At 46.4% G+C, this 26,626-nt stretch carries 20 protein-coding genes; 12 read left to right on the top strand and 8 right to left on the bottom strand.

The genetic code is table 11. From position 1 onward, the window contains the following. The first annotated feature begins 15 nt into the window (after positions 1 to 15). Positions 16 to 3,246, top strand: a complete 3,231-nt coding sequence (locus tag EYO21_02385) for a sialidase (protein ID HIB02659.1) — start codon at positions 16 to 18, stop codon at positions 3,244 to 3,246. A 36-nt stretch (positions 3,247 to 3,282) separates the two neighbouring features. Then, on the top strand, positions 3,283 to 4,500 hold the full coding sequence (locus EYO21_02380; GenBank protein HIB02658.1) for a hypothetical protein: 1,218 nt from the start codon (positions 3,283 to 3,285) through the stop codon (positions 4,498 to 4,500). A 71-nt stretch (positions 4,501 to 4,571) separates the two neighbouring features. Here EYO21_02380 and EYO21_02375 read toward each other — a convergent pair whose 3' ends face one another. Continuing rightward, complete coding sequence (locus tag EYO21_02375; protein HIB02657.1) at positions 4,572 to 5,492, bottom strand: sugar phosphate isomerase/epimerase; 921 nt, start codon at positions 5,490 to 5,492, stop codon at positions 4,572 to 4,574. Between the two features lie 46 nt (positions 5,493 to 5,538). Between EYO21_02375 and EYO21_02370 the strand changes: the two genes are divergently transcribed. Then, a complete protein-coding gene (locus tag EYO21_02370) occupies positions 5,539 to 6,564 on the top strand; it encodes an FAD:protein FMN transferase (protein ID HIB02656.1) in 1,026 nt (341 codons plus the stop codon). Between the two features lie 9 nt (positions 6,565 to 6,573). Here EYO21_02370 and EYO21_02365 read toward each other — a convergent pair whose 3' ends face one another. The 6 genes from EYO21_02365 to EYO21_02340 all read right to left on the bottom strand — a co-directional run bounded on the left by EYO21_02365 (position 6,574) and on the right by EYO21_02340 (position 14,203). Then, complete coding sequence (locus EYO21_02365; protein ID HIB02655.1) at positions 6,574 to 7,206, bottom strand: DUF1080 domain-containing protein; 633 nt, start codon at positions 7,204 to 7,206, stop codon at positions 6,574 to 6,576. Positions 7,207 to 7,210: 4 nt separating this feature from the next. Continuing rightward, positions 7,211 to 8,461 carry a Gfo/Idh/MocA family oxidoreductase gene (locus EYO21_02360; protein ID HIB02654.1) on the bottom strand — a complete coding sequence of 417 codons (1,251 nt, stop codon included), beginning with the start codon at positions 8,459 to 8,461 and terminating at the stop codon, positions 7,211 to 7,213. A gap of 1 nt (position 8,462) precedes the next feature. After that, positions 8,463 to 9,725, bottom strand: a complete 1,263-nt coding sequence (locus EYO21_02355) for an MFS transporter (protein HIB02653.1) — start codon at positions 9,723 to 9,725, stop codon at positions 8,463 to 8,465. Positions 9,726 to 9,760: 35 nt separating this feature from the next. Continuing rightward, the gene (locus EYO21_02350) at positions 9,761 to 11,344 is read right to left on the bottom strand and encodes a Gfo/Idh/MocA family oxidoreductase (protein ID HIB02652.1); all 1,584 of its coding nucleotides are present in this window, start codon (positions 11,342 to 11,344) and stop codon (positions 9,761 to 9,763) included. Positions 11,345 to 11,373: 29 nt separating this feature from the next. Next, positions 11,374 to 11,904 carry a DoxX family membrane protein gene (locus EYO21_02345; GenBank protein ID HIB02651.1) on the bottom strand — a complete coding sequence of 177 codons (531 nt, stop codon included), beginning with the start codon at positions 11,902 to 11,904 and terminating at the stop codon, positions 11,374 to 11,376. Positions 11,905 to 12,001: 97 nt separating this feature from the next. Then, on the bottom strand, positions 12,002 to 14,203 hold the full coding sequence (locus EYO21_02340) for a hydrolase (protein ID HIB02650.1): 2,202 nt from the start codon (positions 14,201 to 14,203) through the stop codon (positions 12,002 to 12,004). A 139-nt stretch (positions 14,204 to 14,342) separates the two neighbouring features. Here EYO21_02340 and EYO21_02335 point away from each other — a divergent pair, with 139 nt between their 5' ends. From EYO21_02335 to EYO21_02295, 9 genes are all read left to right on the top strand, one after another. Next, complete coding sequence (locus tag EYO21_02335; protein ID HIB02649.1) at positions 14,343 to 16,715, top strand: S9 family peptidase; 2,373 nt, start codon at positions 14,343 to 14,345, stop codon at positions 16,713 to 16,715. Positions 16,716 to 16,739: 24 nt separating this feature from the next. Further along, positions 16,740 to 17,507 (top strand): hypothetical protein, encoded by a 768-nt coding sequence (locus tag EYO21_02330; GenBank protein ID HIB02648.1) that lies wholly within the window; start codon positions 16,740 to 16,742, stop codon positions 17,505 to 17,507. 104 nt (positions 17,508 to 17,611) lie between these two features. Continuing rightward, the gene (locus EYO21_02325) at positions 17,612 to 19,645 is read left to right on the top strand and encodes a S9 family peptidase (protein ID HIB02647.1); all 2,034 of its coding nucleotides are present in this window, start codon (positions 17,612 to 17,614) and stop codon (positions 19,643 to 19,645) included. Between the two features lie 91 nt (positions 19,646 to 19,736). Continuing rightward, the gene (locus EYO21_02320; protein ID HIB02646.1) at positions 19,737 to 20,516 is read left to right on the top strand and encodes a hypothetical protein; all 780 of its coding nucleotides are present in this window, start codon (positions 19,737 to 19,739) and stop codon (positions 20,514 to 20,516) included. A gap of 34 nt (positions 20,517 to 20,550) precedes the next feature. Beyond that, positions 20,551 to 21,249 carry a hypothetical protein gene (locus EYO21_02315; protein ID HIB02645.1) on the top strand — a complete coding sequence of 233 codons (699 nt, stop codon included), beginning with the start codon at positions 20,551 to 20,553 and terminating at the stop codon, positions 21,247 to 21,249. A 29-nt stretch (positions 21,250 to 21,278) separates the two neighbouring features. Then, a complete protein-coding gene (locus EYO21_02310; GenBank protein ID HIB02644.1) occupies positions 21,279 to 22,667 on the top strand; it encodes a hypothetical protein in 1,389 nt (462 codons plus the stop codon). Positions 22,668 to 22,774: 107 nt separating this feature from the next. Next, positions 22,775 to 24,070: an amidohydrolase gene (locus EYO21_02305; protein ID HIB02643.1), complete on the top strand. Its 1,296-nt coding sequence runs from the start codon at positions 22,775 to 22,777 to the stop codon at positions 24,068 to 24,070. Continuing rightward, complete coding sequence (locus tag EYO21_02300; GenBank protein HIB02642.1) at positions 23,998 to 25,035, top strand: 6-bladed beta-propeller; 1,038 nt, start codon at positions 23,998 to 24,000, stop codon at positions 25,033 to 25,035. The genes EYO21_02305 and EYO21_02300 overlap by 73 nt, the downstream gene beginning before the upstream one ends. A 98-nt stretch (positions 25,036 to 25,133) precedes the next feature. Further along, positions 25,134 to 25,913 (top strand): MBL fold metallo-hydrolase, encoded by a 780-nt coding sequence (locus EYO21_02295; GenBank protein HIB02641.1) that lies wholly within the window; start codon positions 25,134 to 25,136, stop codon positions 25,911 to 25,913. Between the two features lie 43 nt (positions 25,914 to 25,956). Here the strand turns inward: EYO21_02295 and EYO21_02290 are convergent, their stop codons facing one another. Then, positions 25,957 to 26,598, bottom strand: coding sequence for a hypothetical protein (locus tag EYO21_02290; protein HIB02640.1), 642 nt, complete (start codon positions 26,596 to 26,598; stop codon positions 25,957 to 25,959). Between the last annotated feature and the right edge of the window lie 28 nt (positions 26,599 to 26,626).

The raw sequence follows: 26,626 nt of genomic DNA, 5'->3' as shown, positions 1-26,626 counted from the left end.
ATGAAGGAGGTACTTATGAATACCAATTCTATTAAACAAAAGAGACTGCCCTTCGCAGAATTCATCTCATTATTGTTGATCATTTTCTTGGTACCGGCCTTGTCTCAAGATATTTCGCCTGACCAATATGATCAGCTGAAATACCGGCACATCGGCCCCGTGGGCAATCGCGTTGTTTCTGTCGCAGGCATACCCGGTAACCCTTTAACCTATTACGCCGGTGCTGCATCCGGTGGAATCTGGAAAACTATTGACGGCGGCTTGAACTGGCAGCCCATTTTTGACGGGCAACCTGTGCACGCCATCGGTGCACTGGCAGTGGCATCATCTGATCCAAATGTTGTCTGGGCAGGAACTGGAGAGCCTTTCATCCGGTCCAATGTTTCCATTGGTGACGGTGTCTGGAAATCTACCGATGCCGGCAAAAACTGGACTCATATGGGGCTTGATAAAACAGGAAGAATCAGTCGTATGGTCATCCATCCCACCAATCCTGATGTAGTCTACGCAGCATCCCTAGGTCATGCCTATCTCCCGCAGAAGGAGCGCGGGATTTACAGAACAAAAGACGGCGGAGAAACCTGGGACCTGGTCTTGGCAGTGAATGACAGTACAGGTGCATCTGACCTGGTGATGGACCCCAATAATCCGAGAATCCTATTTGCCGGAATGTGGCAACTTGATATTAAGACGTGGGGACGGGAGAGTGGCGGTCCGGGCAGTGGGCTTTTCATGACCAGAAACGGTGGTGACACGTGGGAACGGCTTAAGGGCAGTGAACTTCCGAAGCTCCCCGTTGGGAAAGTAGCGGTTTGTAATACTCCAGCCAATTCCAACCGTATCTATGCTCTAATTGAAACTGGGGACGGTGTCCCTTGGCACGGCCGAGAAACGGAATCAGGGGAACTCTGGCGTACGGACAACGGCGGCAATACCTGGAAACTGGTGAATCACAATCGAGACTTGGCAGGACGGACAGCCTATTACTCGAGATGTGCCGTCTCTCCCGATGATCCTGATGAAGTATATTTCCTTGCAGCAGCATACAGCACGACTAAGGATGGCGGCCTTACTTCTGAAGTAATCACAGATGCTGGCCGCCCAAACTGGGACCATCATGACATGTGGATAGATCCCACCAACGCTGACCGGATGGCAGTGGCCGGAGACGGTGGTGTTGCCATTTCAAATAATCGGGGGAAAACATGGTTCCGGATACAGCTACCTGTTGCTCAACTGTATCATGTCACCGTGGATAATAACGTTCCTTATTACGTGTATGCCAATCGACAAGACGGGCCTTCTACCAGAGGTCCCAGTCGAAGCAGGACAGGCGGATTTTTTGGAGGTGGCATATCGAGAGGCATGTGGCATTCTGTAGGTGGTGGCGAAAGCGGTTTTGCCACCCCTGATCCAATCGATCCTGACATCATTTGGTCCAGCGCTTCCGGTGCGGGCGCTCGAGGTGGCATTGTGGTTCGATATAATGAAAAGAACCGTCAATATAGACAATTGGAAGTGTGGCCCGAAAGCACCGGTGGGTGGCCAGCCAAAGGTTTGAAGTATCGCTTCCAGTGGACTTTTCCACTGCATATTTCATCTCACGATAACAATACAGTCTATGTGACAAGCCAACATGTCCACAAGACCAGAAATGGTGGACAGAGCTGGGACGTTATCAGCCCCGATTTGAGTACCAATGATGAGAGTAAACAAGGCATTTCCGGTGGTCTTACACCTGACAACATTGGCGTGGAATATTGCTGCGTCATCTATGCTTTTGATGAGTCACCTGTAGAAAAAGGTGTGTTATGGGCCGGAACAAATGACGGTCTTGTCCATGTTAGCCGAGACGATGGAAAGACTTGGAAGGATGTTACTGGCAATATCCCCGCTCTCCCGCCTCTTGGAACTGTGCGGAACATAGACGCTTCCAAATGGGATGCTGGCAAAGCTTATATCACTGTTGACTTTCATCAAGTGGGTAATTTTGAACCATACATTTACAAGACTGAGAATTATGGCCGACGATGGAAAAAGATTACAAGGGGTATTCCCAGCAGCACCCTCAGTTACACGCGGAATGTCCGGGAGGATCCCATCCGACCGGGGCTTCTCTATCTTGGTACCGAGAATACTCTCTATGTCTCCTTGAATGACGGAGATAATTGGCAGCCTCTCATGAATAATATGCCTGCTTCCCCCATGTACTGGATCGTTATTCAAGAGGAATTCAATGATCTTGTAGTAGGAACCTATGGCCGCGGCATATGGATCTTAGATGATATTACGCCGCTTCAGCAACTGACGGATGAGGTAACATCATCAGATGCTTATCTGTTTGAGCCGAGAAAAGCATACCGTTTCCGCTCCATGACGTCCCCCTTTACAATGTTTGATGATCCATCAGCTGGTGAAAATCCGCCCTATGGCGCATCAATTAACTACTGGTTGAAACAAGCATCTGATGACAGTGCTACAATCAAAATTTCAGACAGTTCGGGCAACCTGATCAAGAAAATGAAGGGACCGAGTGTTGCTGGCATTAATCGTGTCTGGTGGAATCTGCAAGGCGAACCAACCACCAAGATTGTCATGCGGACCAAGCCCCTTTACGCTGACTGGGTCCAGCTCGACGAAGAAGGTACACGGGATGCTGTTGTGGGCAGGATTTCAACTTTGGCACCTCCCGGTACATACATCGTGGAACTCGAGACTGGCGACCAAAAATCCAGTCAGAGACTAGCAGTGGTTAAAGACCCTCATTCAGAAGGCAGTATATCTGACATTGTTGAGCAGACAGAAATGGTCCAGGATATTCAGGCTGACATGAACTCGGTGGCATCTTTCATAAACAGAATCGAGATAATCCGCAGCCAGATCTATAACCTAAGGACAATGACTGAAGATCATGACGCAGCTGATGAGATTGCATCGGCTGTTGAATCGTTGAATGAAAAACTCATTGATGTAGAAAGTGAACTGTATCAGATGAAACTTACAGGCACCGGTCAGGATCGCGTTCGGTGGCCTACCAAGTTAGCTGGCAGGCTCAATTATCTCGCCGGCAATGTGGCGGTGGCTGATTTCCCTCCCAATGATCAACAACGAAAAGTCCATCAAATTCTGAAAGAACGGCTTACAAGCTATGAAAGACAGTTTGATGAAATTTTGCGTGATGATATTCCAACTTTCGATAGGCTGTTGAGAAAGCACAATCTCACAGGTGTGATTACTGGAAAGTGAGATTGCTTTAACACGATTGAAGGTTGACCCATCAGCTTGATTCTCAAGCTCCTCTGGTCATTCCTTATTTTCCTCTGGCCCGTCACTACATCTGCTCAGCAAATAAAGGATGGATTTTCTCTCATTCTTGGACAGAATAGTTATGAACTAAATGAACCTGTTCCACTGGAGGGGCTTGCTTCAAATCTCTGGGTACATAACCCTTTTGGATACCAATGGGAATACAGTCAACTGACAGCTTCAGGCGGTGGACTGGTCTTTGGCATGAAATATTATGCTGGCCCCCGTTTTAGGTGGCGGAAGATCACACCCAATTTTCATTTTGTGTCTTTTGAAGATGGCCTGAGCTATATGTTGGCTAAAGATCCCATCTGGGAAGAAGTGAATGTTCCCCATTCAATAAGCTGGCGGAAAAGCTATTTGGGCTTTGGTATAGAAGCTCCTGTTGGAAAATTCATACGTCTCGCCATATCAGGTAACCATTATTTCAGAACCGGAATTAATGCTCACTCAGACTTTTATAATCACCAGTTTCGCGCTCGAAATCAGAATTTCACATCAATTGCACTTTCTCTCTCTTTCTCATTTCCCACCAAGATTGGTGAATGGCGTCTGGGAACCACCAATGAATTCGGTCGTCATTTTGTTAATACCACTTTCCCTATGACGGCATCCTCTACTACCCATTTTGAAATACCTCTCGGCTTTATTCGGTCCCCGACCAAAGTGCTTATCTCTGAACATCAATTGGCAATGTCTAACCTGCGTTATAGAGTACTAAGGACAGAGAGTCGACTAAACAAAGTGATTATATTTCGGCAGTATAACAACGGTGTCCAGGATTACACTACACTCTCATCAAAAGTAAAAGGAGGAATTGGGAGCATCCTTTTTTTCAATCTCATTTTTTTAGAAAACGTAAAAAAGGATTCAATCGAAATGTGTATTCAATTCAATTTGGATGAATTTTCTTGGACTGGTCTCACAACTTTGTCTCACATCGCCCTTATAGGTGATAATGGGAAAGCGGTCTATTTCTTACCCACAAGAGCATTTGAATCTCAGTGCGGTCACCTCATAAGTAAAAATGACTTGGAGCATCTGATCTACAGTGACCGAATAATAGCTGAATTTCACGATGTCGGATTCGGCATTATCATTAGAGTGGACAATATGCTCCGCGTGCAGCAGAATTGGAGAATTCTCTATGAGGATTATCTCAGAGAGCGATTTGAAACAAGCAGTGAAATGTAGAACAATTACTCTTGATCAATGCTCCAACATGTTCATCTTTATTGAGGTGATTTTCCTGTAACTAAGTTGAGTTATTCCAAACTAATTCGTACTCGCTCTAACAAATTCTTTGTCGCCCTGATCCCATCCATTTCAGAAATATTCTGCCCCTCATATTCTATCCCCACATAACCTTTGTAACCGGCGTCAAGAACGATCCCCATCATCTTGAAATAATCTGTGTTAATCTCATTACCGTCTGAATCAAAATCGTGGCTTTTTGCACTTACAGCCTTGGCATAAGGCATCAGTTCGGCGATCCCTTTGTAACGATCGTACCACTCACCCTCGCTCAACTGGAAGTTCCCAAAGTCGGGCAGTGTGCCGCACCGGGGATGATCTACTTTCTCTATCACGCCCGATAGCCATTGACCGTTGCTTGAAAGACCACCGTGGTTTTCCACAATCACATTGATACCGAGATCATCCCCAAATTCCGTCAAAGTTCTGAGGCCGTCCGACGCCAGTTTCATCTGCTCTTCCCAACTACCCTCGCTCCTGGCATTTACCCGAATGGAGTGACAGCCCAGATATTTCGCCGCCCTCACCAATTTATGATGATTCTCAACGGCTTGGTGCCGGGCCTCACTGTCCGGATCTCCAAGATTCCCCTCATTGTCGCACATGATCAGAAGGCTTTTCACTCCTTCACTGTCAGCCCGAGATTTCATCTCTTTCAGGTAGGATTGGTCCTCCACCTTGTCAAAAAAGAAAATGTTCACATATTCAATAGCGTCTAAACCAAATTCATTTCTGGCGATGGAAGCAAAATTAAGATGTTCCACTCCTCCGGCCCTGATTGCTCTATGGAGCGACCACTCCGCTAAAGAGATTTTGAATGACGGCGTACCAGAACATGAGGTTAAACCGGTACTTGTTACACTCATGATACTCACACCTCCAGCAAGTCCAATTGATTTTTTAATAAATTCTCTTCTTCCAATCTGTTTCATCCTATTGTTTGACCTCATTTTTTCCCCTGGAATATAGCCTTTTCCCATGTTTCGATCACTCACTCTTGCCGCTACAATTTCACTTATATTTACCGCCTGTGGCGGCCCTTCCAGCCTCACGGTACTGGAGGGGATTACCATGGGAACAACCTATCAGCTAAAATATGTTTCCCCAAACGGCCTGACAGTCCCGGCAGTCCTAAAAGTAGGTATCGATTCTGTGTTAATAGAAGTCAACAGACAAATGTCAACCTATATACCTGGCAGTGAAATATCTTGGTTCAACCGCTCAGAATCCACCGAACCTATTACTGTGGGGGAAGAATTTTATTATGTAGTAAACCGCGCTCTCTACTGGTCCCGAAAAAGTAATGGCGCTTTTGACATTACCGTCTTCCCTCTTCTCTACCTGTGGGGCTTCGGCCCCGGGGATACAGGAGTGCCGGATCAATTCCCTGATTCATCGACAATCAACCGAAGGATGTCCCATGTTGGCTATGAAAAAATCAGAACTGAAAAATCTTCAATTGTGAAACTTGATCCTTACATCAGCATAGATCTAAACGCCATTGCCAAAGGCTTTGGAGTGGATGCGGTGTTCGATTATCTGGAGTCTCAAAACGTCTCTGACATGATGGTTGAGATTGGCGGAGAAGTCAGAGTAAAAGGTAAAAACCTTCAAGCAAAACAATGGGCAATAGCTATTGAGAGACCTAAACTGTCGGCCGAAAGAGAAGAAGGTTTTGACTGGGTGATAAATTTGGATAATCAAGCTATGGCTACATCAGGAGATTACCGAAACTACTTTGAGATTGACGGTGAGATATACTCCCATGAAATCGATCCTCGGACAGGATATCCCTCCCAATCTGGAATTGCATCAGCTACTGTCACTGCACCCACCTGCACAGATGCTGACGCTTTGGCAACAGCTCTTATGGTAATGTCTATAACCGATGGACTGGAACTGGTGGAATCACTCCCGGAAGTGGAAGCGTTCTTAATTATAAGGGAAACTGCGGACCGGTTTAGATCTCAGCAAAGTTCAGGAATGAACGTAAAACCTTACTGAATAAGTGAACTACTTCAGTTCTTTAACGTAAATATTCCGGAAAGAGACGGTTGTGTCCCAGTCATGGTTTTGTAGGCCGATATAACCCTCGTCAGCAAAGTCAGTGATTTTCCCCCTCGGCTCGGCCTCCCAGTCCACTACTGTCTCACCATTTAGTTCAACCTGAATACGCTTTCCCAAGAAAGTGATTCTGTATTGATTCCATTCGCCAGTGGGTTTTGAAGCATCATGAGATGGTGGCTCCGCATCATATACAGCCGCCGTTTTGTGAATGCCTTCCCCATCCTCATTGATTTGAACTTCGAATGAGTGATAAATATATTCATCGCTAGAAGGAACTTCAGGTACTCTCAAAAAAACACCCGAATTGGTTTTTGACTCCGAACATTTGAATTCCATTTCAAGGACAAAATCTTTGTATTTACTGACACTGTACCAGAAAAGTCCCATGCCGCCGGAGGAACTGAGAACGCCTGTCTCTTTGTCCAGTTCAAAATGCCCTGGACCGTAATGATTCCAACCGTGTTTGGAAAAGACACCTTCATTCTCTTTCAATATTCGTTCAAAACCCTCTCTTTCAAGATTTGAACTGCACGCCTGAAATACCAGAAAAAGAACAGGAAACAAATATCTTTTCATCATTGCGTTAACTCTCCTTGGGATTCCATTCGCCCCGGGCAACAGCGGGGATAAAAGTGTCCAGATCGGGTGGCGGAAATGATATAGTTTTATCTTGTTCAGCACTCATGTAAGCGGTCATGAGGAGTTCTGTTACGTTTAGTCCGTCATTGAAGTTTTCATCCGGTCTGTTTCCGGTTAGAAATGATTGGACCATATGGCGGTTTTCGGCGGTGTAGCCATAGGCATCGGTTTCATTGCTTACCACCGGCATCTCGCCCGATTCGGCATTCTGCTTTTCAACAAGATCTTCTCCTTCAGACCCTTTCACATTCCTGCTGAAAAAGACCCGAAGATCAGAGTCGAGTGTATTTACAAACATAGAATATTCAGGACCAAAAAGCTCCATGCTCAGCCTCAGTCCCGCACCAACAAAGCACCAGGATGTGGTGGTCTCTACTACGACTTTATGACCGTCCTTTGTCACATATTCAATGAGAGACCTGGCAAAATCTTCTGAAGGTCTTTTTATATAGTCTGTTTTCCCGCTACTGTTATCTGACAGAATTTTTGCATACTCTGGCCGCTGCCATTTCAGACATGCGGTGTAAGCATTTACACTTATGGGTGTCAGTACTTCCCTGCTTTCGCCCGGAGGTGTCAGCATGAATCGTGCCTCTTCTACCGAGTGACACATCATATCGTTAAGCACGCCACCACCCTGGAGTTCACCTTCCCAGAACCAAGGCATGTGAGGACCACTGTGCTCCTCCGCCGCACGAGCAAGGAAAGGCGGCCCCGTAGTAGAGGCACCGCGAGCCCAGACGATCTCTTTACCTCGAGTAACAGAAGGTGCAAAAACTTGGTTCTCAAGATAACCATCCAAAAGATTAGCTCCTTGGGCGAGTTCCACCATTCTTTTTGCCTCACTCACATTACGGCCAAGAGGCTTTTCGCACGTTATACCAATAAGTTCTCCCTTACCGGACTCCACAGCCTGAACAATCTCTTCCATCACTTCCATTCTGGTAAAGTTGGGAGAACAGATCCAAAGTGCATCTATATCAGAATTTGCCACCATGTCTGTGATGGAGTCATAGGCTTTCGCTTGGCCAACGCCTGTTTCTCTGGCAAGTGCCGCTGTCTCCTCCGCGGAAGCTTTTGTTTTTGAACAGACACCGTGCACATCCACATCCCGCACTCCGATGAGAGACCGAATGTGAAAGCGGGAAATAAAACCACCACCGATAAAGCCGATTCCTAATCTTTTAGTGGGCATGCTACGCTTCTCCTCCTTCTAACTGTTCCCTAAACATAAATACGAAAAAAAGTGCGGTGATAAAACCTACAGCTGAAAGAGTGTACCAGAACGGTGCGTAGTTGAACAGACCTTCTTGAGTGTATGTCTCCTGGAGATAGCCAGAGAGCCAGCCACCTATTACCGGACCGCCGCCAAGAATGATAATTCCAAAGACAGTTTGAGCAGAATGGCGGACATCTTCATCGGCGATCCTGTCAACATAGATATAAGCTCCTGCAAAAAAGAAAGCATAGCAAATTCCGTGGAAAGCCTGACTGACTACCATGATCCAAATAGGAAACGATACAGTACCGAAAACAGCGTAACGTGCGGAGTATGCGAGTACGCCCAGGAAGATCACTTTCCGGAAACCAAGTCTTTTCAGAAAGAATCCAAGATAAGCCATGGCTGCAATTTCAGCAAACTGCCCCACCGTCATTGCGGGTCCGATCTGGCTGTCTTTCAGTCCAATTGATGATAGGAACGGGCCGGTCTGAAGAAAGTAAATCTGATGAATCACACTAACCGCCAAACTGGCAACGACAAGAACAGTGAACGAAGAATAGTTAAAGAGCCGGAATGCTTTTTTAAATGCCAATTTTTCTATAGCGTCCCGCTTCGGCGCCGTATGTGGAAGTGTAAAACAGAACGCTCCGTAAGCTACAGAGATGACACCAGAAAAAATGAGTGCATCTGCCAAACGGCTTGTCACATTGGCTACTTCTGACCCCACAATGAACGGCGGCATCCACTGAAAGCCGAGGTCTGTCTGGAGCCAGATCATGGGGAAGGCCCAGCTGGCGGTTATCCATCCAATGGTGCCCCAGACCCGGATCTTGGGAAAGTCGCTGTCCGGGTCCTGCATATGTGAAAAGGTGATTGAATTTGAGAGTGCCAGGGTCGGCATGTAGACAATACTGTAAATAATGGAAAGGATGAGCCAGGCTGAATAGGTGGTTTGGAAGGCGGTTATCCATTTTACCACGCCCCCAATGAGAACCAGGGCGGCAAGTATTCTTTCGGTGCTGAAGTAGCGGTCTGCAATCTGACCTGCAATGAATGGTGCCGCCACTGCACCAATGGATCCCGCCAACCCAAGAATCATCCCTATTTCAGAACCGGAAAAACCGAGGCCTCCTTCAGCAACACTGGCTGAAAGGTATCTGGCCGTGACCGGCAGCCACGCTCCCCAGAGAGCGTACTGCAAAAACATCATTGTCCCGAGACGACTGTTCTTGCTCATGGAAGAGCCTCCCTGCTTAACGGTTTAGGATATTGCTATACCAGTCTGCGCCTTTTCGGATCCCATTCAATCCGACGACCTTTGAGGTACGATTCTGTCGCCATATGACAGGCCACAGCTTCATGCAGTGCAACTTCGATATTACATTTTGGCTGGCCACCGTTACGTATAGCATCGAGCCAATCTTTTACATGAAGATGGGTAGAATCAACCCGTTTGCCTTCACGATAAGTATAAAGGAGTCCTTTGTTGGCGAAATAGCGGGATGTTGCAGATGTGACACCATCAATTTGTTTGGATCCTGGTGAGTAAGTATAAATCGGATACTGTGTATTGATGATACCGCTTTCCATACGCTCTTTATAACGGGTTGATTCTGGATCAGCTTTTACAATAAAACCATGAACTGATCCGCCTCCACTTTGACCACCCATTTGCATAGTTGCATCATGCCCCATTATTCGATTTCCACGAGGGTCATTACTCGAAAGTGTTGCACTATAAAGAAGGGTAAGATCTTTCTCAGGATACTCAAAAGTTGCATTCCATACATCCGGTACATCTCGACCATCTTTGTAATAATAAATTCCTCCTGATGAGGACGCGTATTTGGGGATACCTAATTCCATAATTTGATTTATGGCATCAAAATCATGAGACAATAGATCACCCGAAAGACCAGTTCCATAATCAAACCAGCAACGCCAACGGAAAAACCGTTTAAGCGCTTCTTCCCCAAACTCTATTTTATTAGGAGCCTTCTTTTGGAACGTATCCCAATCAATGGTTTTGCTGTTGCCTTCAGGATGGATATCCCAAACCCAAGCACCCCATGGAGAATTACGGTTTGTAGCTAATTCAACTAAATTTATTTTCCCTAATAAGCCCTGTTCAATAATTTGTTTTGCTTTTTCATTGGCCTCTACCTGTCTATTCTGATGACCTAGCTGAAAAGTGATGCCAGTTCTTTTTACTGTATCATACAAATCTATGGCTTCATCAAATGTGCGAGTAAGACCCTTTTCACAGTACACATGTTTCCCAGCATTAGCCGCATCCATGGCGATTTGAGCATGCCAATGGTCCGGTGTGCCAATAATGACCGCATCTATGTCATCATTTTCCAGAAGATTTTCATGATGCCTGTACCGCTTGGCCGTCTCCATGGGTTTACCCCCCGGTCTGATTTCATTTTTTGATGCCTCAATCCCCAAGTCAGCTCTCACATCAAAAAGGTCGCAGACACCCACCAGTGATACATTAAGATCCTCCTGTTGCATGAAGGTCTCAAAGCCTTTGTCAAGCTTGTTTTCTTTTGCATTCTCTGATGCCCTTTGCGTCCATTCAGGTGCAGCAAACCCTGCGCCACGGACAAGGTGCTGACCCCTCCCACCGTAACCAATGATGCCGATGCGGAGATGATCCCCTGAAGATGCCGAAGACACGACGGCTGGTGCATCTTTGGTCGTTAACAGATCAGCAAGAATATTGTTCTTTTTCATGGCGTCGATTCGAAGTTTCTTCCACAAGTTATAGAAAAACACACCCACCACGGGCAGAGTAGCCAGGCCTTTCAATACTTCCCGCCGCTCCAGACTGGTCTCATCTGCTGTATTCATATCTGCCACATTTTCTTTATTTGAATCACTCATGAGGATCCCTCCCGGTCAGTTTCATTCTTTGAAAAAAGAAATTTGTCGATACCTATTATCCCGCCGCTCGGGAAGCAGGCTACCACAAAGAGAGCAGCCGCTTCAATAAGATTTTTGTTCACAATGATATAACTCCCTTCTGCCGGCCGTGAGTATTCGAATCCCACGAAAGGCGGCATAAACAGATAATAGAGCAATACAAGTGTCATCCCGACAAGAGCAGCAGGCCGTTCAACTATACCAAGCATTAACGCAAGACCAATAAGTGTGAGCCCCCACATATTAATATTGTCCACCATGGTCAGAAGAGTTGGGTTGGCGACGATGGTGGTGGCAAGCCCGGAAAAAATCCATTTTGACTCCAGCAAATAGGCGGCCGATGACCAATAAGGGTTAAGGAGTTTGGCAATTCCTTCATAAAGAAAATGCCACCCAATGAGGACACGCATCACCACTAGGCCGGTCAGTTGGCACTGATTATAACTGGCATCTGTCAGGGGTGCACAACAGTTAAGGTAGTTTCTCATTTTTCACCTGTGATTGATTATCTTGAAATGATAAGGTGAGAGTATAGTAAAGACCACGAACAGTTTCAATCACTGTATTTGGAAATCAGTGTTTGAATCAGAAACGGTGGGTGTAGTTTACTTTGACTGAACTCACCTTGGAAACGGTTTCTAGCTCTCTATCAAACAAACTGTCACCAAGACTCCACCAGTTGTGTGTGTAGACCAAGTAGAGATCACTTCCTGGTTGGATGGTATGGCGCAGTTTGGCAAAGAGGCCCAACAGATTAGAGACATCGTCATACTGAATATTGCTGTAAAAGGCAGTTCTTGGAGTGGGATATATACCGACGGTCAGGCGGTACAGTTGGGTATCGAATTCTCCCGCAGACAGGGAAACGGAATTATATTCAGAACCGCCCTGAAGAGTCAACCCCGGGAACGGCTTGATGGAAAGTTCACTCTCAACCGTTTGCTTTTTTCCGGTCCAGAATTCACCCGTTGAGTATGACAGTTCACCAGCTACCATCCTTTTTTCTGACGTTTCGCCGGAAATGTGGAAGCCGTTCGTCACATAGTTCCCCACAGTTATGGTATTGCCTTCTATGATTTCAAAGTCTCTGTCGAGATACTCCTTCAGATTGATCATCTCCGCTGAGAGCCGGTCAGCGCTTTCAAAGTTCAGTTCGAACAGTGTCACCTTCGTTTGTCGTTTCAGTAACCGGTTCCTCATATCAACCATATATTCAAACTTAACTCCGAACTCCATCTGCCGCACAAGTTCCCAGTTCTCCGGTCGGGGACGGTAGTTCACCGACGGTTCTATCCTTTTAAAACCATTCCTTGAGTTGAAGCCTACGGCGGGATCAAACTCCTCCCCAAACTCACGATACGACACGTGTGCCTGCCACAGGTCGTTGGGATAGGTGAGCCGAATACCCCGCGTGGAGAGATCGCCCAACGACGCTTCCGGATTGTCCTTAGAGGAGGAGTGGCCCACAAAGAATGCCTGAAACTTCAGGTTCTGATCACCTCTGAACCGGGAGGTGGAGAGATCCAGATCCAACCCAAAAAGATCCTGGTCTCTATAGACAGAATCTGCATCAGCGGAACGACTTGTGTAGACGAGCCCAAGGTAAGATTCCCGGAAGAGTGATTTCTTGACACGAGCCACGTTGAAGTTTTCCGCAGGGACGGGGCCGAGACTCTTAGTCTTTACATTTATCATTCCGATTTCATAATCACCAACCTGACCGGTGAGGCGACCACCGTAAACAATAGGTATTTGGCTTCCTTCAGATATTCCGATCCGTCTGCTGAAAAATGGTGTCACGCCATTCCGGCTTGAAAATGAATAGACGCCTGACCCTTCAAGAAAAAAGTCCCGCTTTTCTCGGAACCGTAACGGGAACCGGGTCAGGTTCACGCGCCTCTCATCAACTTCTGCCTCTGCAAAATCGGTATTGTAAGTGAAGGAACCTCTCAGGCCTGATGTAATATTGAAAGATAAGTCAAAGCCTGCTTCATTGGGATTTGCAGGAACTCCATCGGAACTCCACTGCTCTTTAACGATACCATAGGGCTTCACTTCAATACCCTTGCCTTGGGAGAGATTATTTAGCCCTGTGACGCGCCCCGCGTGAATGGGCTGTGTGAGATTCTGATTCCGCTTGTAACCACTCCACCGGGCATCTTCATTTTTCCTCCGAATAGTTCTCTGAAAGTTGATGCCCCAAGTGTCGAGCCCCGGATCGAAGTTGAGAGTCCGGAAAGGAATGACGATTTCGGCCGACCACCCCTCATCATCGACCACAACCCTAGCATCCCAGATGCCATCCCACGACTTGTTTACATTCCAATGGCCACCGGCGCCGAGTATACCGTCACCCATGAGCCCCGCTGGGTTAATCTCAAAAAAGTAGCCGGTCCTGCCATCCAGAAAAGTGTCAAGAATCCACATGAAACGGTCATCGGTCCGGAGGCTTGCATCTCTGCGTTTCTGATAGGCTAAAATCCCAGAAGGATCATTGTCGTAAAGCTTAGCACCGATGTAAAGGTTCTCATTATTATAAAGAATGTATACCTCTGACCTCTCGGTGCACGGCTCCCCTTCGTTGGGATCCTCCTGAATAAAACCTGTAGCTGGAGAGACGGAACTCCAAACTTCCTCATCAAGCACACCATCCAGTTTGATCTCAGATCTCCCTATGTCACGTGTTTCGACGACAGGATTCACTTTCTGAGCCTGAGTTACCTGGGCTACTGCTAAAGACGGCACACAAAGAACCACTAGAAACTGAATTATATATTTTTTGTTCATTCTTAACCCAGAAAAGGGTTGCCAATCTACTTTGCAAGAAAACGAATAAAAACAGACCAATGCTCTCTTCAGATTGAAACTTTCGTACGTCTGTTGTATCATTGGACTCGTATTTTCATAAAAACTTTTATACTTAAATATGGAGTCAAGTATGCTGAAAAAATCCCTTTGTGTTTTATGCGTCGTTCTCATAGGTGCCACAAAACTGTTCAGTGAAAAGCCGTACGAGTTAACAGTGGCGAAGATTATGCAGGATCCCAAATGGATCGGGATCTCCCCTTCAAATGTTCACTGGTCCGAAGATGGAAAATGGATCTACTTCAACTGGAACCCGGATGAGGCCATGAGTGATTCTCTCTACAAAGTTTCGCCGAAAGGGGAAAAGCCGCAGAAGGTCTCTCCAAAGGAACGCCAGTCACTCCCCTCCCGCTACGGAGATTACAGTAAAGATTGGATGAAAAAAGTGTATTCAAAGAACGGCGATATTTTCATGCTAAATATCAAGAACGGAAACACAATACAGATCACCAATACAGTAGATCGCGAGTCAAACCCAAAATTTTCAAGCAATGAAAAGAGCGTTACTTTTTTGTCAGGCGGGAATATCTACAGGTGGTTCATGACTGCCGGGAGCGTTAAACAGATTACTGACTTCCGGGAAGGGGAAAACAAAAGTGAGGACAAAGAGCCCAAGACAGAACACGAAAAATGGCTGAAGCAGGAAGAGCTGAGACTCATCGGTATACTGGAGGAGAGGAAAACCAAGCGTGAAAGAACAGAAAAAATGGAAGATGCTGAAAAACCAAAGCGACCATTAGAGATATTCTACGGCAGCAAGGCGGTTCAGAATATTCAGCCGAGCCCAGATGGAAATTATGTCACTTTTCAACTCAACAAAGCGGCAAAGGACGCCAAGCGTACCATTGTCCCCAGTTACGTAGCAGAGACCGGCTTCACGGAAGATCTTAATGCTCGCGATAAAGTGGGTCGCCCCAACGGCACGTATGAACTAGGTATTTACAACATTCTTACTGATACCGTCATGTATGTGTCCACAGACAGCCTTCCAGGAATCTTTGAGCGCCCGCAATTCACGGAGCTTGAAAAGTCAGATGGTTCGAAAAAAAGAGAAGTCTATTTCTCGGGCCCCTACTGGTCTGATGATGGTAAGCAGTGCGCAACCGTTCTGCAGTCACTGGACAATAAAGACCGGTGGATTGTGGCTCTGGATCTCACCTCAGCCAACCTGAAGTTGCTGGATCATCAACACGATGATGCCTGGGTTGGCGGGCCAGGTATCCGTCGGTGGCGCGGTGCCGTCAGTATCGGCTGGACGCCTGACAACAAGAACTTCTGGTTCCAGTCAGAGGCCACCGGATACTCCCATCTTTACACGGTGAATACGGCAACGGGCGAAAAAAACCAACTGACGAAAGGTAAATTCGAAGTAAGAGATGTTCGCATCTCCAGAGATAAGAAATGGTGGTACTTTCGCTCCAACGAGGTACATCCCGGCGAACTTCATCTTTACAGAATGCCAATAGGCGGTGGCAAATGGGAGCAAATAACAACCATGACCGGTAACAATGACGGAGACTTCTCTCCGGATGAAAAAACTGTCGCCATCCGTCACTCTTACAGCAATCGCCCCTGGGACCTTTTTGTCATAAAGAACAAACCCAAAGCCAAGGCGACACGCCTGACCGATTCTCAGACCGGTGAGTGGAAGGCTTATCCGTGGCGCGATCCTGAGATCATCACTTTCTCAGCTGATGACGGAGCGGAGGTTTATGCCCGTCTTTACAGGCCGGAAAATCCAGAAAAGAATGGTCCGGCAGTCGTCTTTGTACATGGTGCCGGCTATCTTCAGAACGTCCACAAATGGTGGAGCAGTTATTATAGGGAATTCATGTTCCACAATTTGCTAGTTGATAATGGATACACCGTGCTGGACATTGATTATCGTGCCAGCGCCGGCTACGGCCGGGATTGGCGGACTGCCATCTATCGCTACATGGGCGGTAAAGATCTCAGTGATCAGGTGGATGGGGCAAAACTGCTCGTTGAAAAGTTCAACGTCGATCCAAAACGTATCGGCATTTATGGCGGTTCATACGGTGGCTTTATCACGTTGATGGCCATGTTCACCGAACCGGGTGTTTTCGCTGCCGGTGCTTCGCTTCGGCCTGTAACCGATTGGGCTCATTATAATCACCCTTATACATCAAACATCCTGAATATCCCTCAAGCAGACAGTCTTGCTTATGTCAGAAGTTCACCCATTTACCATGCCGAAGGGCTGGAAGGAGCACTGCTTATCTGCCACGGCATGATTGATACAAATGTTCACTTCCAGGATGTGGTAAGGCTCTCACAACGTCTCATAGAACTCGGGAAGGAAAACTGGGAAGTCGCCATCTATCCTCTAGAAGGACACGGCTTCCGAGAACCGAGCAGTTGGACTGATGAATATCGACGGATATTCAAACTTTTTGAGATGCACTTGAAATGATAGCCACAAGTTAGATTTTGAAACATGATGGCTAAATTCCATAAGAAGTCTATGAGCCAAGCAAAATCACCCAGATTCCTCCTCTTCTTTCTACTTCTTATATCCACTGGATCTGGACAGGCAGGTAAAGGATTACTGTCAACTTTGAAAATTCAAGGTGGGTTAGGTGTTCATCAGACAGAGACCATTGAACATTTGTTATCAATGCTTGGGAAAAACGGTTTTGCCAGCAGCAGAATTGTCTCCCACCCTCTTTATATTGAGATAGAGGAGGTCTATCCTTTTAGTGAACCCGCCTCTAAGGAAAATGCTTTTATACAAATTGAGTTGGCCCCAACTGATTTCTTAGTGGCAGGGGTGGGGATTCAAAATGATCATTACGGTAATGTAAATGGCAGAACTCCCTTAGATGAATTTGCTTCTGTTCTCTACAGGTTAAAAACTCAATATATTTACACGGGACTTTCTATTCCACTAGGTAGTGCATTTACTGCTCGTGGGAACCTGGGTCTTTCATTCAACAATGTCTTATACGAACTGGATACACAAGACGGGTACGCACCAACTGAAGTTCCAGGCTCATTAGTTGGGGGAATGCTGATGACGGGTTTGGATTATACTCTTTCCCAATTGGCAGCAATTGGCTTGATGGTGCGCTACCATGCAATACCTAATTTTATTGTACCGGAAATAGAGTGGTCATTTAAGGGTAATCAGCTAAATCTCCCGACCCACGCAGTTCCCTTTAATCACTTGGACATTAATTTCACATTTAGACTCTCCATTTATTAGTTAAAGCCGCCCGTTTTTGGTCTCAGTTTACTGACCTCCTTGCCACGTCACGCTGGGATATATACATTCACATGTTTCACAATCATTTTTCAAGGAGTCGTGAGATGAAAAAATTGCCGTTAGTATTTCTGTCTACCTTGATTCTGACAAGAATCGCCGTCGCAGGAAGTGGTGAAATCTTTACTATGAGGGAATTTTTTGAGCTGGAATACGCCTCAGATCCTCAAATTTCTCCTGAGGGTAATCAGGTTATATACGTCCGGAATTTTGCTGATATTATGACGGACAGACGCTACTCCAACCTTTGGATCATCGACATAGACGGTAGTGATCACAGGCCACTCACCACCGGACACCGGAATGACAGATCGCCACGCTGGTCTCCAGACGGGTCCAAGCTTATCTATGTATCAAACAAGGAAGGTTCCTCTGAAGTCTACATTCGCTGGATAGACACAGGACAGACTGCCAGGCTCACAAATGTCCAATATTCACCGGGAAACATTGCGTGGGCTCCAGATGGAAAAATGATCGCATTTACCATGTTTGTGAAATCACTTCCATCCAAGCCCGCGAAAATGCCTGAAAAACCGGAAGGGGCCAAATGGGCTGACCCGCCAAAGGTGATCGACAAAATGACCTACCGCGCCGACGGCTCTGGATACCAGGAAAATGGTTTTACACACATCTTCACTCTCCCTGAGGATGGCGGCACTCCCCGTCAGATTACGTCTGGTGACTATCATCACGGTGGACGGCTTCAGTGGACTACCGACGGCTCAAAAATTATCTTTTCAGCTAACCGTCGCAACGACTGGGAATACGAACCGGCCGATTCAGATCTGTACGAAATTTCAGTGGCGGACGGCTCACTCAGACAGATTACCAAAAGACAAGGGCCGGACAGTTCACCCGTTCTTTCAGCCGACGGGAAAAAGATCGCCTACACAGGCTACGATGACCGGTACCAGGGTTATCAGGTAACTCACCTTTATACAATGAACAGGGATGGCAGCAGCTCAAAAATGATCACCAAGTCTCTGGATCGCTCTGTGGGAAGTCCCGTTTGGAGTGGAGATGGGAAAGGTGTCTATGTCTCTTATAACGATAAAGGTAACGGGAAAGTGGCTTATGCTACTGTAAAGGGAAAAGTAAAAGTTCTCGCCAGTAACCTTGGAGGAACTTCCATCGGGAGACCTTACTCCAGCGGTTCTTTTACTGTTACCAAAGACGGCGACATTGCGTATACCATTTCCCGTCCTGATCGCCCCGCTGATATAGCCATTGTAAATGCTAAAGGCGGAACACCAAAAAAAATTACCTCTTTGAATGATGATCTCTTTGGACACAAAGAACTGGCAGAAGTGGAGGAAATTTGGTACAAGTCATCACACGACGGCCGTGATATTCATGGCTGGATCACAAAACCGCCCGGTTTTGACCCAAAGAAAAAGTATCCTCTGATTCTTGAGATTCACGGGGGGCCTTTCGCTAATTACGGTAACAGATTCTCAGCAGAAATACAGGCCTTTGCCGCCGCCGGATATGTGGTACTTTACACCAATCCTCGCGGCAGCACCAGTTACGGTGAAGAGTTCGGTAATCTCATTCACCATGCCTATCCAGGTGATGATTTCTTCGATCTCATGTCCGGTGTGGACGCTGTAATTGCCAAGGGCTATATTGATGAAAAAAACCTTTTTGTTACAGGCGGGAGTGGAGGAGGTGTTCTCACCGCATGGTTGGTTGGCCGAACGGACAGGTTCTCCGCCGCTGTCTCAGCGAAACCAGTAATTAACTGGTACAGTTTTGTTCTTACTGCTGATAGTTACGGATTTTTTATCAAGTACTGGTTTCCAGATTTCCCATGGAATATTCCTGATCACTACCATAAGAGGTCCCCTCTCTCTCTTGTAGGCAATGTCACCACACCTACCATGCTCCTGACCGGTGAGGCCGACTATCGCACGCCCATCTCTGAATCGGAACAGTACTATCAAGCTCTAAAGCTCAGGAAAATTGATACCAAACTGGTTCGAATCCCCGGTGCCTCCCATGGAATTTACCTGCGGCCGAGCCAGCACATTTCGAAGGTAGCTGAAATCCTGGATTGGTTCGAAAAGTATAGAAAAGAATAATCGGATAGAACTGAAAACAGTGATATCTGTCACGATTATTATAGCAGGCACTGTTTAAATTGAAAGTTAAGTAGCAGCGATTAGTGCCTCGGTGAGAAACGGCATACTATTTTTTCTATGTCTTCTTTTTATCTCGCCATCTTCTTCCCAAAATGTTGACCCCTGTGTTCAAGCACAACAGGATGCAAGAGATGCTGTATGGCGTCCAGGGTGGTGGGCCGGCGGGTTCCTAGGCAATTATCTGGTTCCCTACAGCGCCATTGCAGCAGCATACTTATATGCACCACAACCAGCATCTGTCCCTTACGCAGATTATCAGGATCAGGCAAAATATCGTAACTGCTTCAGGAGAGCCGTAAAAAGAACACAACTTCAAAACCAAATTATCGGGTTAATGGGGTTGATGATCACCTATGCCACACTGAATTACGCAAGAAACATGATTTGGGAAATGCCAGACCAAGGCGAGGCACCTTTCACTTTGCCTAAAGAAAGATCCTTTTTTTATTACCTAGGGGGGTTAACACTAACTTTCGAATTAATAAAATCTTTGAAACCTGATAATGGTGAGACTTACACACTGGAAAAGAGTAAGTTACCTAAAAAAGAGATTTGCAAAGTATACGGTAAAATTAAAATCGTAATCGGTGGGGAAGACTACAGAGTGAGAAAGGTTGATCCAGGCGAATGGGAAGATCTTCAGGTAAAATTCGTTTCAGAAGAAATGGCCAATAACCCAGGGCGGTGGAGTTTTGTCGACATCAATGAAGATTTCAAGATACGATTTGTGGAAATAGGAGAAGACTTTACCTTTCGCGAAGTGAACGTAGGGGAAGGCTGTCTCACCAAAGGTTCTAAAGAAAAACCTTGACATCCCTTTGTTGCTGTCAGTAAACTTATTCGGAATGATTAAAAAACTCTTACTATGCCCCATTATAGTTCTTCTCCTTTCAACTCAGGCGTGCTATACACAGTTAGCATTGTTTCATACGCCTGAACCTGAGGAACAGTCCATGTATGGCGAAAATGATCCGTACGGTCTTTCAGCCATTGAAAGATCTTCCGATTTCGAACCCTATCTGGGCAGTACTTATAACGGAAGGCGCTATTACGGTTACGATCCAACTTTTTGGTCAAATTATGGGTATTATGGGTCTCCTTTTAGTCTTTATTCACCTTACAATTCCTACTATGGTATGACCAACCACCCATACTACAATTCAGGATATGGTTATGGGCTTACAACTCCTGTTATTGTAAGTGAAAACAATGTTGAGGTGCGTCGCAATTGGGATCGCCATGGAGACGAATCATCAAGCCGGTCCAATCTGATCATAAGACGCGAGCCGCCTCTGGCAGCTGTTACTGCAAAACCGATCAGAAAAGAACCGCCTATTCCCCAACGGATGAATTACCAGAGGTGGTGGGATGTGTCAAACACCGATTACAGCAGACCTTCCTACAGAGGTACTATGTCTTCTTCCAGATCTGGCGGGTCCAATTCTTCGGGCGGCAGATCTTTTAGTAGCGGCTCTTCAAGCTCTTCATCTGGAACAAGCTCAAGTTCTTCTTCTTCCGGCGGCCGGGTGACACGCCGGCGGTAATCTTCCTCGCCATTATCAGAATAAAGTCTATGTACAACTGGGCACGACTCTGTCTGGTTGTTTCTGCCATATTTATTGTTAGTTATCCATCTGCCGTCTTATCCCAAACTGCGGCTGATGCAATCCGAATAATCAAAAATGAAACTGGATTTGGCGCCAGAGCCATGGCCATGGGCGGAGCCTATACGGCTATGGCTAACGATTTTTCCGCAATTTACTGGAATCCTGCCGGCCTAGCATCCATACCTGGCGGTGGCGTTTTCACTGAAGGCGGCAGAAATATACTGTCCAATAACGTCAATTATTTGGGGCGAATGACTTCCGCCACAGATGAAAATAACTTCCTCAGCGCCATGGGACTGGTGGCTGCAGTGCCAACTGTGAGAGGGAGTTTTGTCATTGCGGTTGGAATCAACCGGATTGCCAGTTATGATAACTATCTTAATTTTTCAGGATTCAGCAACGTGGATAACAGCCTGGGTTTCACATTTATTGAAAACGAACAGGAGATCGTTTATCCATTCAGTACGAGCACACTTCGCTCAGAAGAGGTACGCAATGTGGGAGGTATTGATCAAATCTCTTTTGGAATGGGTGTGGCACTCTCTCCAAGAACCACAGCCGGACTCTCTTTATCATCTCTTGGCACCACGGAAGAATACAGATTTCTTTTCACACAAGAGGATTCAGAAAAAAACTTTCAAACCTACCCAGCTGACTTTGACCACTATAAAGTCACTCAGGAGCTTTCATTGGAAGGGACCGCAATACAGATCAAAGGGGGCATTCTGACGGCACTCTCCCGCAGTTTAAAGGTCGGCCTTTCACTTGCATTGCCTTCGACTTTTGAGATCTCAGAACAACACTTTATAAAGGAAGTATTGACCTTTGATGACGGAACAAAGTCTGATACCACCACGGCAGGCTTTTGGGAATACAAAGTCAAAACACCCATGACCTTGGATGGTGGTCTCTCATTATCAAATCAGTCATTTACAATCGGCTCGTCGATCCGCTTTCGGGACTGGTCCAGTACAAGTTTCGATCTCAAAACAATTCCGTCTGATTCAGACTTATACCAAGATCTCGACGCTGAAAATCGAATTTTATCATCTGATTATGAACCAACAGTAGAATTGCATTTCGGTGGAGAATATGTTCTCCGAATTGGCGGATTGGCTGTGAGTTTTCGCGGCGGTTATGCAATATATCCATCTCCAATATCTTCATTACCAGACCCGGATCGCAATTTCCTTACGGGAGGAATTGCCATTTCACCTACACAGCGCTTTATCCTTAACTTCACTTTTCTGAATTCATCGTGGGACAGACAGTCTTCCGATAGCTATACACCCTCAGGGACGCTTGAAGAGTTAACTAGAACAATTGTAATTATCAATGCTACATTCAGGATATGACTTACAAACCATTATGAAAGTGTTCACATAATATGTATAAACATTATGAATAGTTCATCCATAAAAAATCACTGTAAACTGTAAGTCATAATAGGAGAAGATAGTTAATGATTAAAAACAATTCGTTTATTCGCTTGTTCACAATAGTTGTATTTTTGTCCGGTTTAACCACCGCTAACGACCGTGCCATAAAGAAAGCTGTTAAGAAGTATACACCAAAAATCGTCGAACTACGTCATCAGATACATCAAAATCCTGAACTGGGTAACAGAGAGTTCAAGACAGCCGAAATGATAGCCAATCATCTGAAGAGCCTAGGGATGGAAATAACGACTGGTGTGGCCCATACAGGTGTTATCGGGCTTCTGAAGGGCGGCAAACCGGGTCCCGTTGTGGGCGTAAGGGCTGACATGGATGCTCTTCCAGTTACAGAGGACACCGATCTCCCGTTCAAGTCTACCGTACGGGCAACTTATCTCGGTAAAGATGTGGGTGTCATGCATGCTTGCGGACACGATATCCACACCTCTGTACAGCTTGGGGTGGCATCTGTCTTGGCATCCATGAAAAAAGATCTCCCCGGAACCGTGAAATTCATTTTCCAGCCTGCCGAAGAAGGACCCCCACCGGGTGAAGAGGGTGGCGCTGAATTGATGGTGCGTGAAAACGCCCTGGAAAATCCCCGGCCTGTGGCAGTTTTCGGCCTTCATTCTCTTGCCAGTATGGAAGTTGGAAAAATTGGGTATACTTCTGGACCATCTTTTGCCGCAGTTGATCATTTCATTGCAATAGTCAAAGGAAAGCAAGCCCACGGTGCCCATCCCGATGAATCTATCGATCCCATCGTTATGGCCTCTGAGGTTGTAACAGCTTTTCAGACCATTCGTTCCAGATCACTGAATCCCCGGGAGCCCAGCGTTATCACCGTTGGTATTATCCGTGGCGGAGAGCGTTTTAATATCATCCCGGCTGAAGTCCATTTGGAAGGAACGGTCCGAACATACAGCAAAGAGACCAGGGACAGTGTTGAAAGAAGGATGGGTGAAATTCTCAAAGGTATAACCCTGGCCTATGGAGGATCATATGAACTGGATTACAACCGGGGAACCCCAGCTACCATCAACAATCCCGCTCTGACCACTCAGGTTGTGCCGAGTCTTGAACGCGCCATAGGTAAAGAAAATGTCATGGCTATTCCTCCCACTATGGGCGGTGAGGATTTTTCGTTTTTCTCTAATATTGTACCTGGTTTCTACTACCGCCTTGGTATGGTGAAGCCGGGGACCGTTTCTGGCGGGCATCATACACCCACTTTCAGAGCAGATGATTCATGTATTTCGGTCGGTATGGAAGCAATGTCCACATTAATTGTCGATTTTATGAAAGCAGGAGGTTTAAAATGAAAAGAATCAATCTAATCCTCTCCCTCATTCTACTCATCTCATGTGAGCAGGCAGGTACTGGATATAGCGTGGTACACGATTGGCCGAAATTGCCGAAGGGTTTTATTCTCGGGCAGGTTTCGGGAGTAGAAGTTGACTCGCACGATCACATTTTCGCATTTCACCGAGGGAAGAATGCCGCCTATCTGGGAAGTGATAGCGAGTTCCAGAACATCCAAGAACCGACCATCCTCATGTTAGACAACAACAGTGGGGCCCTTTTGGATTCCTGGGGAAAAGATGCCTTCCTTACGCCCCATGGACTTACCGTTGATTCAAAAGATAATGTCTGGGTCACAGATGTGCAGTACCATCAAGTATACAAGTTCAGCCATGACGGTGAACTTATTATGACACTTGGTGAGAAAAGTGTACCTGGTTGGGATAAAACGCATTTCAACCAGCCGACAGATATGGTTGTTGCCCCTGATGGCACCATTTATGTTTCAGATGGTTATGGTAATAATCGCGTAGCGGTCTTCTCACCGGATGGCACATTCAAGTTTGAATGGGGAAGTGGTGGTGAAGGTAACGGACAGTTCAATCTTCCTCATGGTATAGCCATGGATGCCAACGGCCGCATTTACGTGGCCGACAGAAGCAATAGCCGGCTTCAGATATTTAAATCTGATGGTACTTTTATTGATGCATGGCAGTCCACAGAAATCGGTAGGCCGTGGGGCATGGCAGTTGGTCAAGACAGGGTCCTTTACGTTGTGGATGGTGGAGACCCGAGTCCTTCAGGTGTTCAGCGAAGTCGTATTGTAAAAATGGACCTGTCAGGAAATGTGCTGGGCAGCTTTGGTTCCTTTGGCCAGTATGACGGCCAGATGGACTGGCCCCACGATGTTGGTGTTGATTCCAAAGGGTCTGTCTACGTGGGCGATGTTCATTTTGGTATGAGGATTCAGAAATTCGCGAAGTGAGGGCCGGCCTCCTCCTTTACTTTCTCCTCTCCCTCACCCTGGCCCAGACGAAGGTTGTTCTCCTTGGAACCGGCAACCCTAACGCCAATCCGGAAAGGATGGGCGCCTCTATTGCCGTTATCACAAACGGCAAACCCTACCTGGTGGATTTTGGCCCAGGTGTTGTCAGGAGAGCATCAGAGGCATTCAATAACGGTGTTGAGGAACTGGCCATGTCCAATCTCACCCATGCTTTCGTAACCCACCTTCATTCTGATCATACCGTCGGTTTTGCTGACCTCATCTTCACTCCCTGGGTTCTGGACAGGGACCAGCCCATGGCAGTGTATGGTCCACGGGGAATCAAGGCCATGGCACGAAACATTATCAGAGCTTACCGGGAAGATATTGACATCCGAATCAACGGCCGTCAACCACAAAATACGACCGGCTACAAAGTGAATGCCACCGATATACGTCCCGGTGTGATTTTCGACGATAATGATCTGAAAGTAACAGCATTTAAAGTAAATCACGGGGAGATCGAAGAGGCGTACGGATACAAGTTCGAAACCGAAGACAAAACAATCGTCATTTCCGGCGATACCGCTCCAAGTGAATCCATTGTTGAACAGTGCAACGGGTGCGACATGCTTTTTCATGAAGTTTACTCACTGGAGAAATTTCAGCTTAAGACACCAGAATGGAAGGCATATCACTCCAGCTATCATACATCCACAAGTGAGCTGGCTGAGATTGCCACCCAGGCCAGACCGAAGCTTCTGGTGCTCTATCACCAGATCTTCTGGGGCGCTACTGAAGAAGAAATACTGAGAGAAATTCAGGAAAACTACAACGGGGCCGTGGTTTCAGGAAAAGACCTGGATGTTTTTGAGTAGTGAACTCAAACACTCTGTCCGGCAAATAAAACTGTCTTCCGCCCTATTTCCATTTAAGCACGCCTACTTTTATCAAATCTTCAAGATAACGTTTCACTTCCCGTTGCCGGATAGGACGGAATTCAGCGCTTAAAGCGTTACGAATTTCCGTTACCGTCATCTTTCCATCAACAAAATTAACCAGCTCAAACCGTTCCGCGCCAGTGAGTGTGAAATCTTTGCCGGAATACCATGCAGCTTCAGCTTTAGGCAATTTACTTCCCGGCAGGCCAAACGCCAGAGGTCCTCGTGTTGTTCTAACTGGAACTTGGCTGTCGATATTGGTAATCACTGCAGAAGGAGTTTTAGTGGTCGCACCTTTTTTTCGTGCCAGAGCGGCCAGCACTGTTCTATAAGATTCCGCCTGTTGTGTATGACCTCCCTCCAGACCTGTAACAATTGATTTTACTATTTCATTATCGTTAAAAGTAAAAATGGATTGCAATACACCTTTCTCTATCCTTTCAGCATGATCAAGAACATTCACCGCCTCGGCCCAAGCTCTCCCAACACTTTTATTGTCAGCATCCGAGATGAGAGACTGACCTCGCCGGAAACCATCACCTATTCTTCTCGCACCCTTGGCCGCGGAAAGCGCAGCAAGTTGCACCGCTTCTTCCGGCCCAAGATTTGACAAATAAAACATGGCGGCTGTGGCAATTATTTCGCACCGT

It is taken from the genome of Candidatus Neomarinimicrobiota bacterium (genome assembly GCA_012964825.1).
Taxonomy (GTDB): Bacteria; Fidelibacterota; Marinisomatia; order Marinisomatales; family S15-B10; genus UBA2125.
Note: the sequence above shows the minus strand (reverse complement) of the source record. Positions and strands in the feature narration are given on the sequence as shown.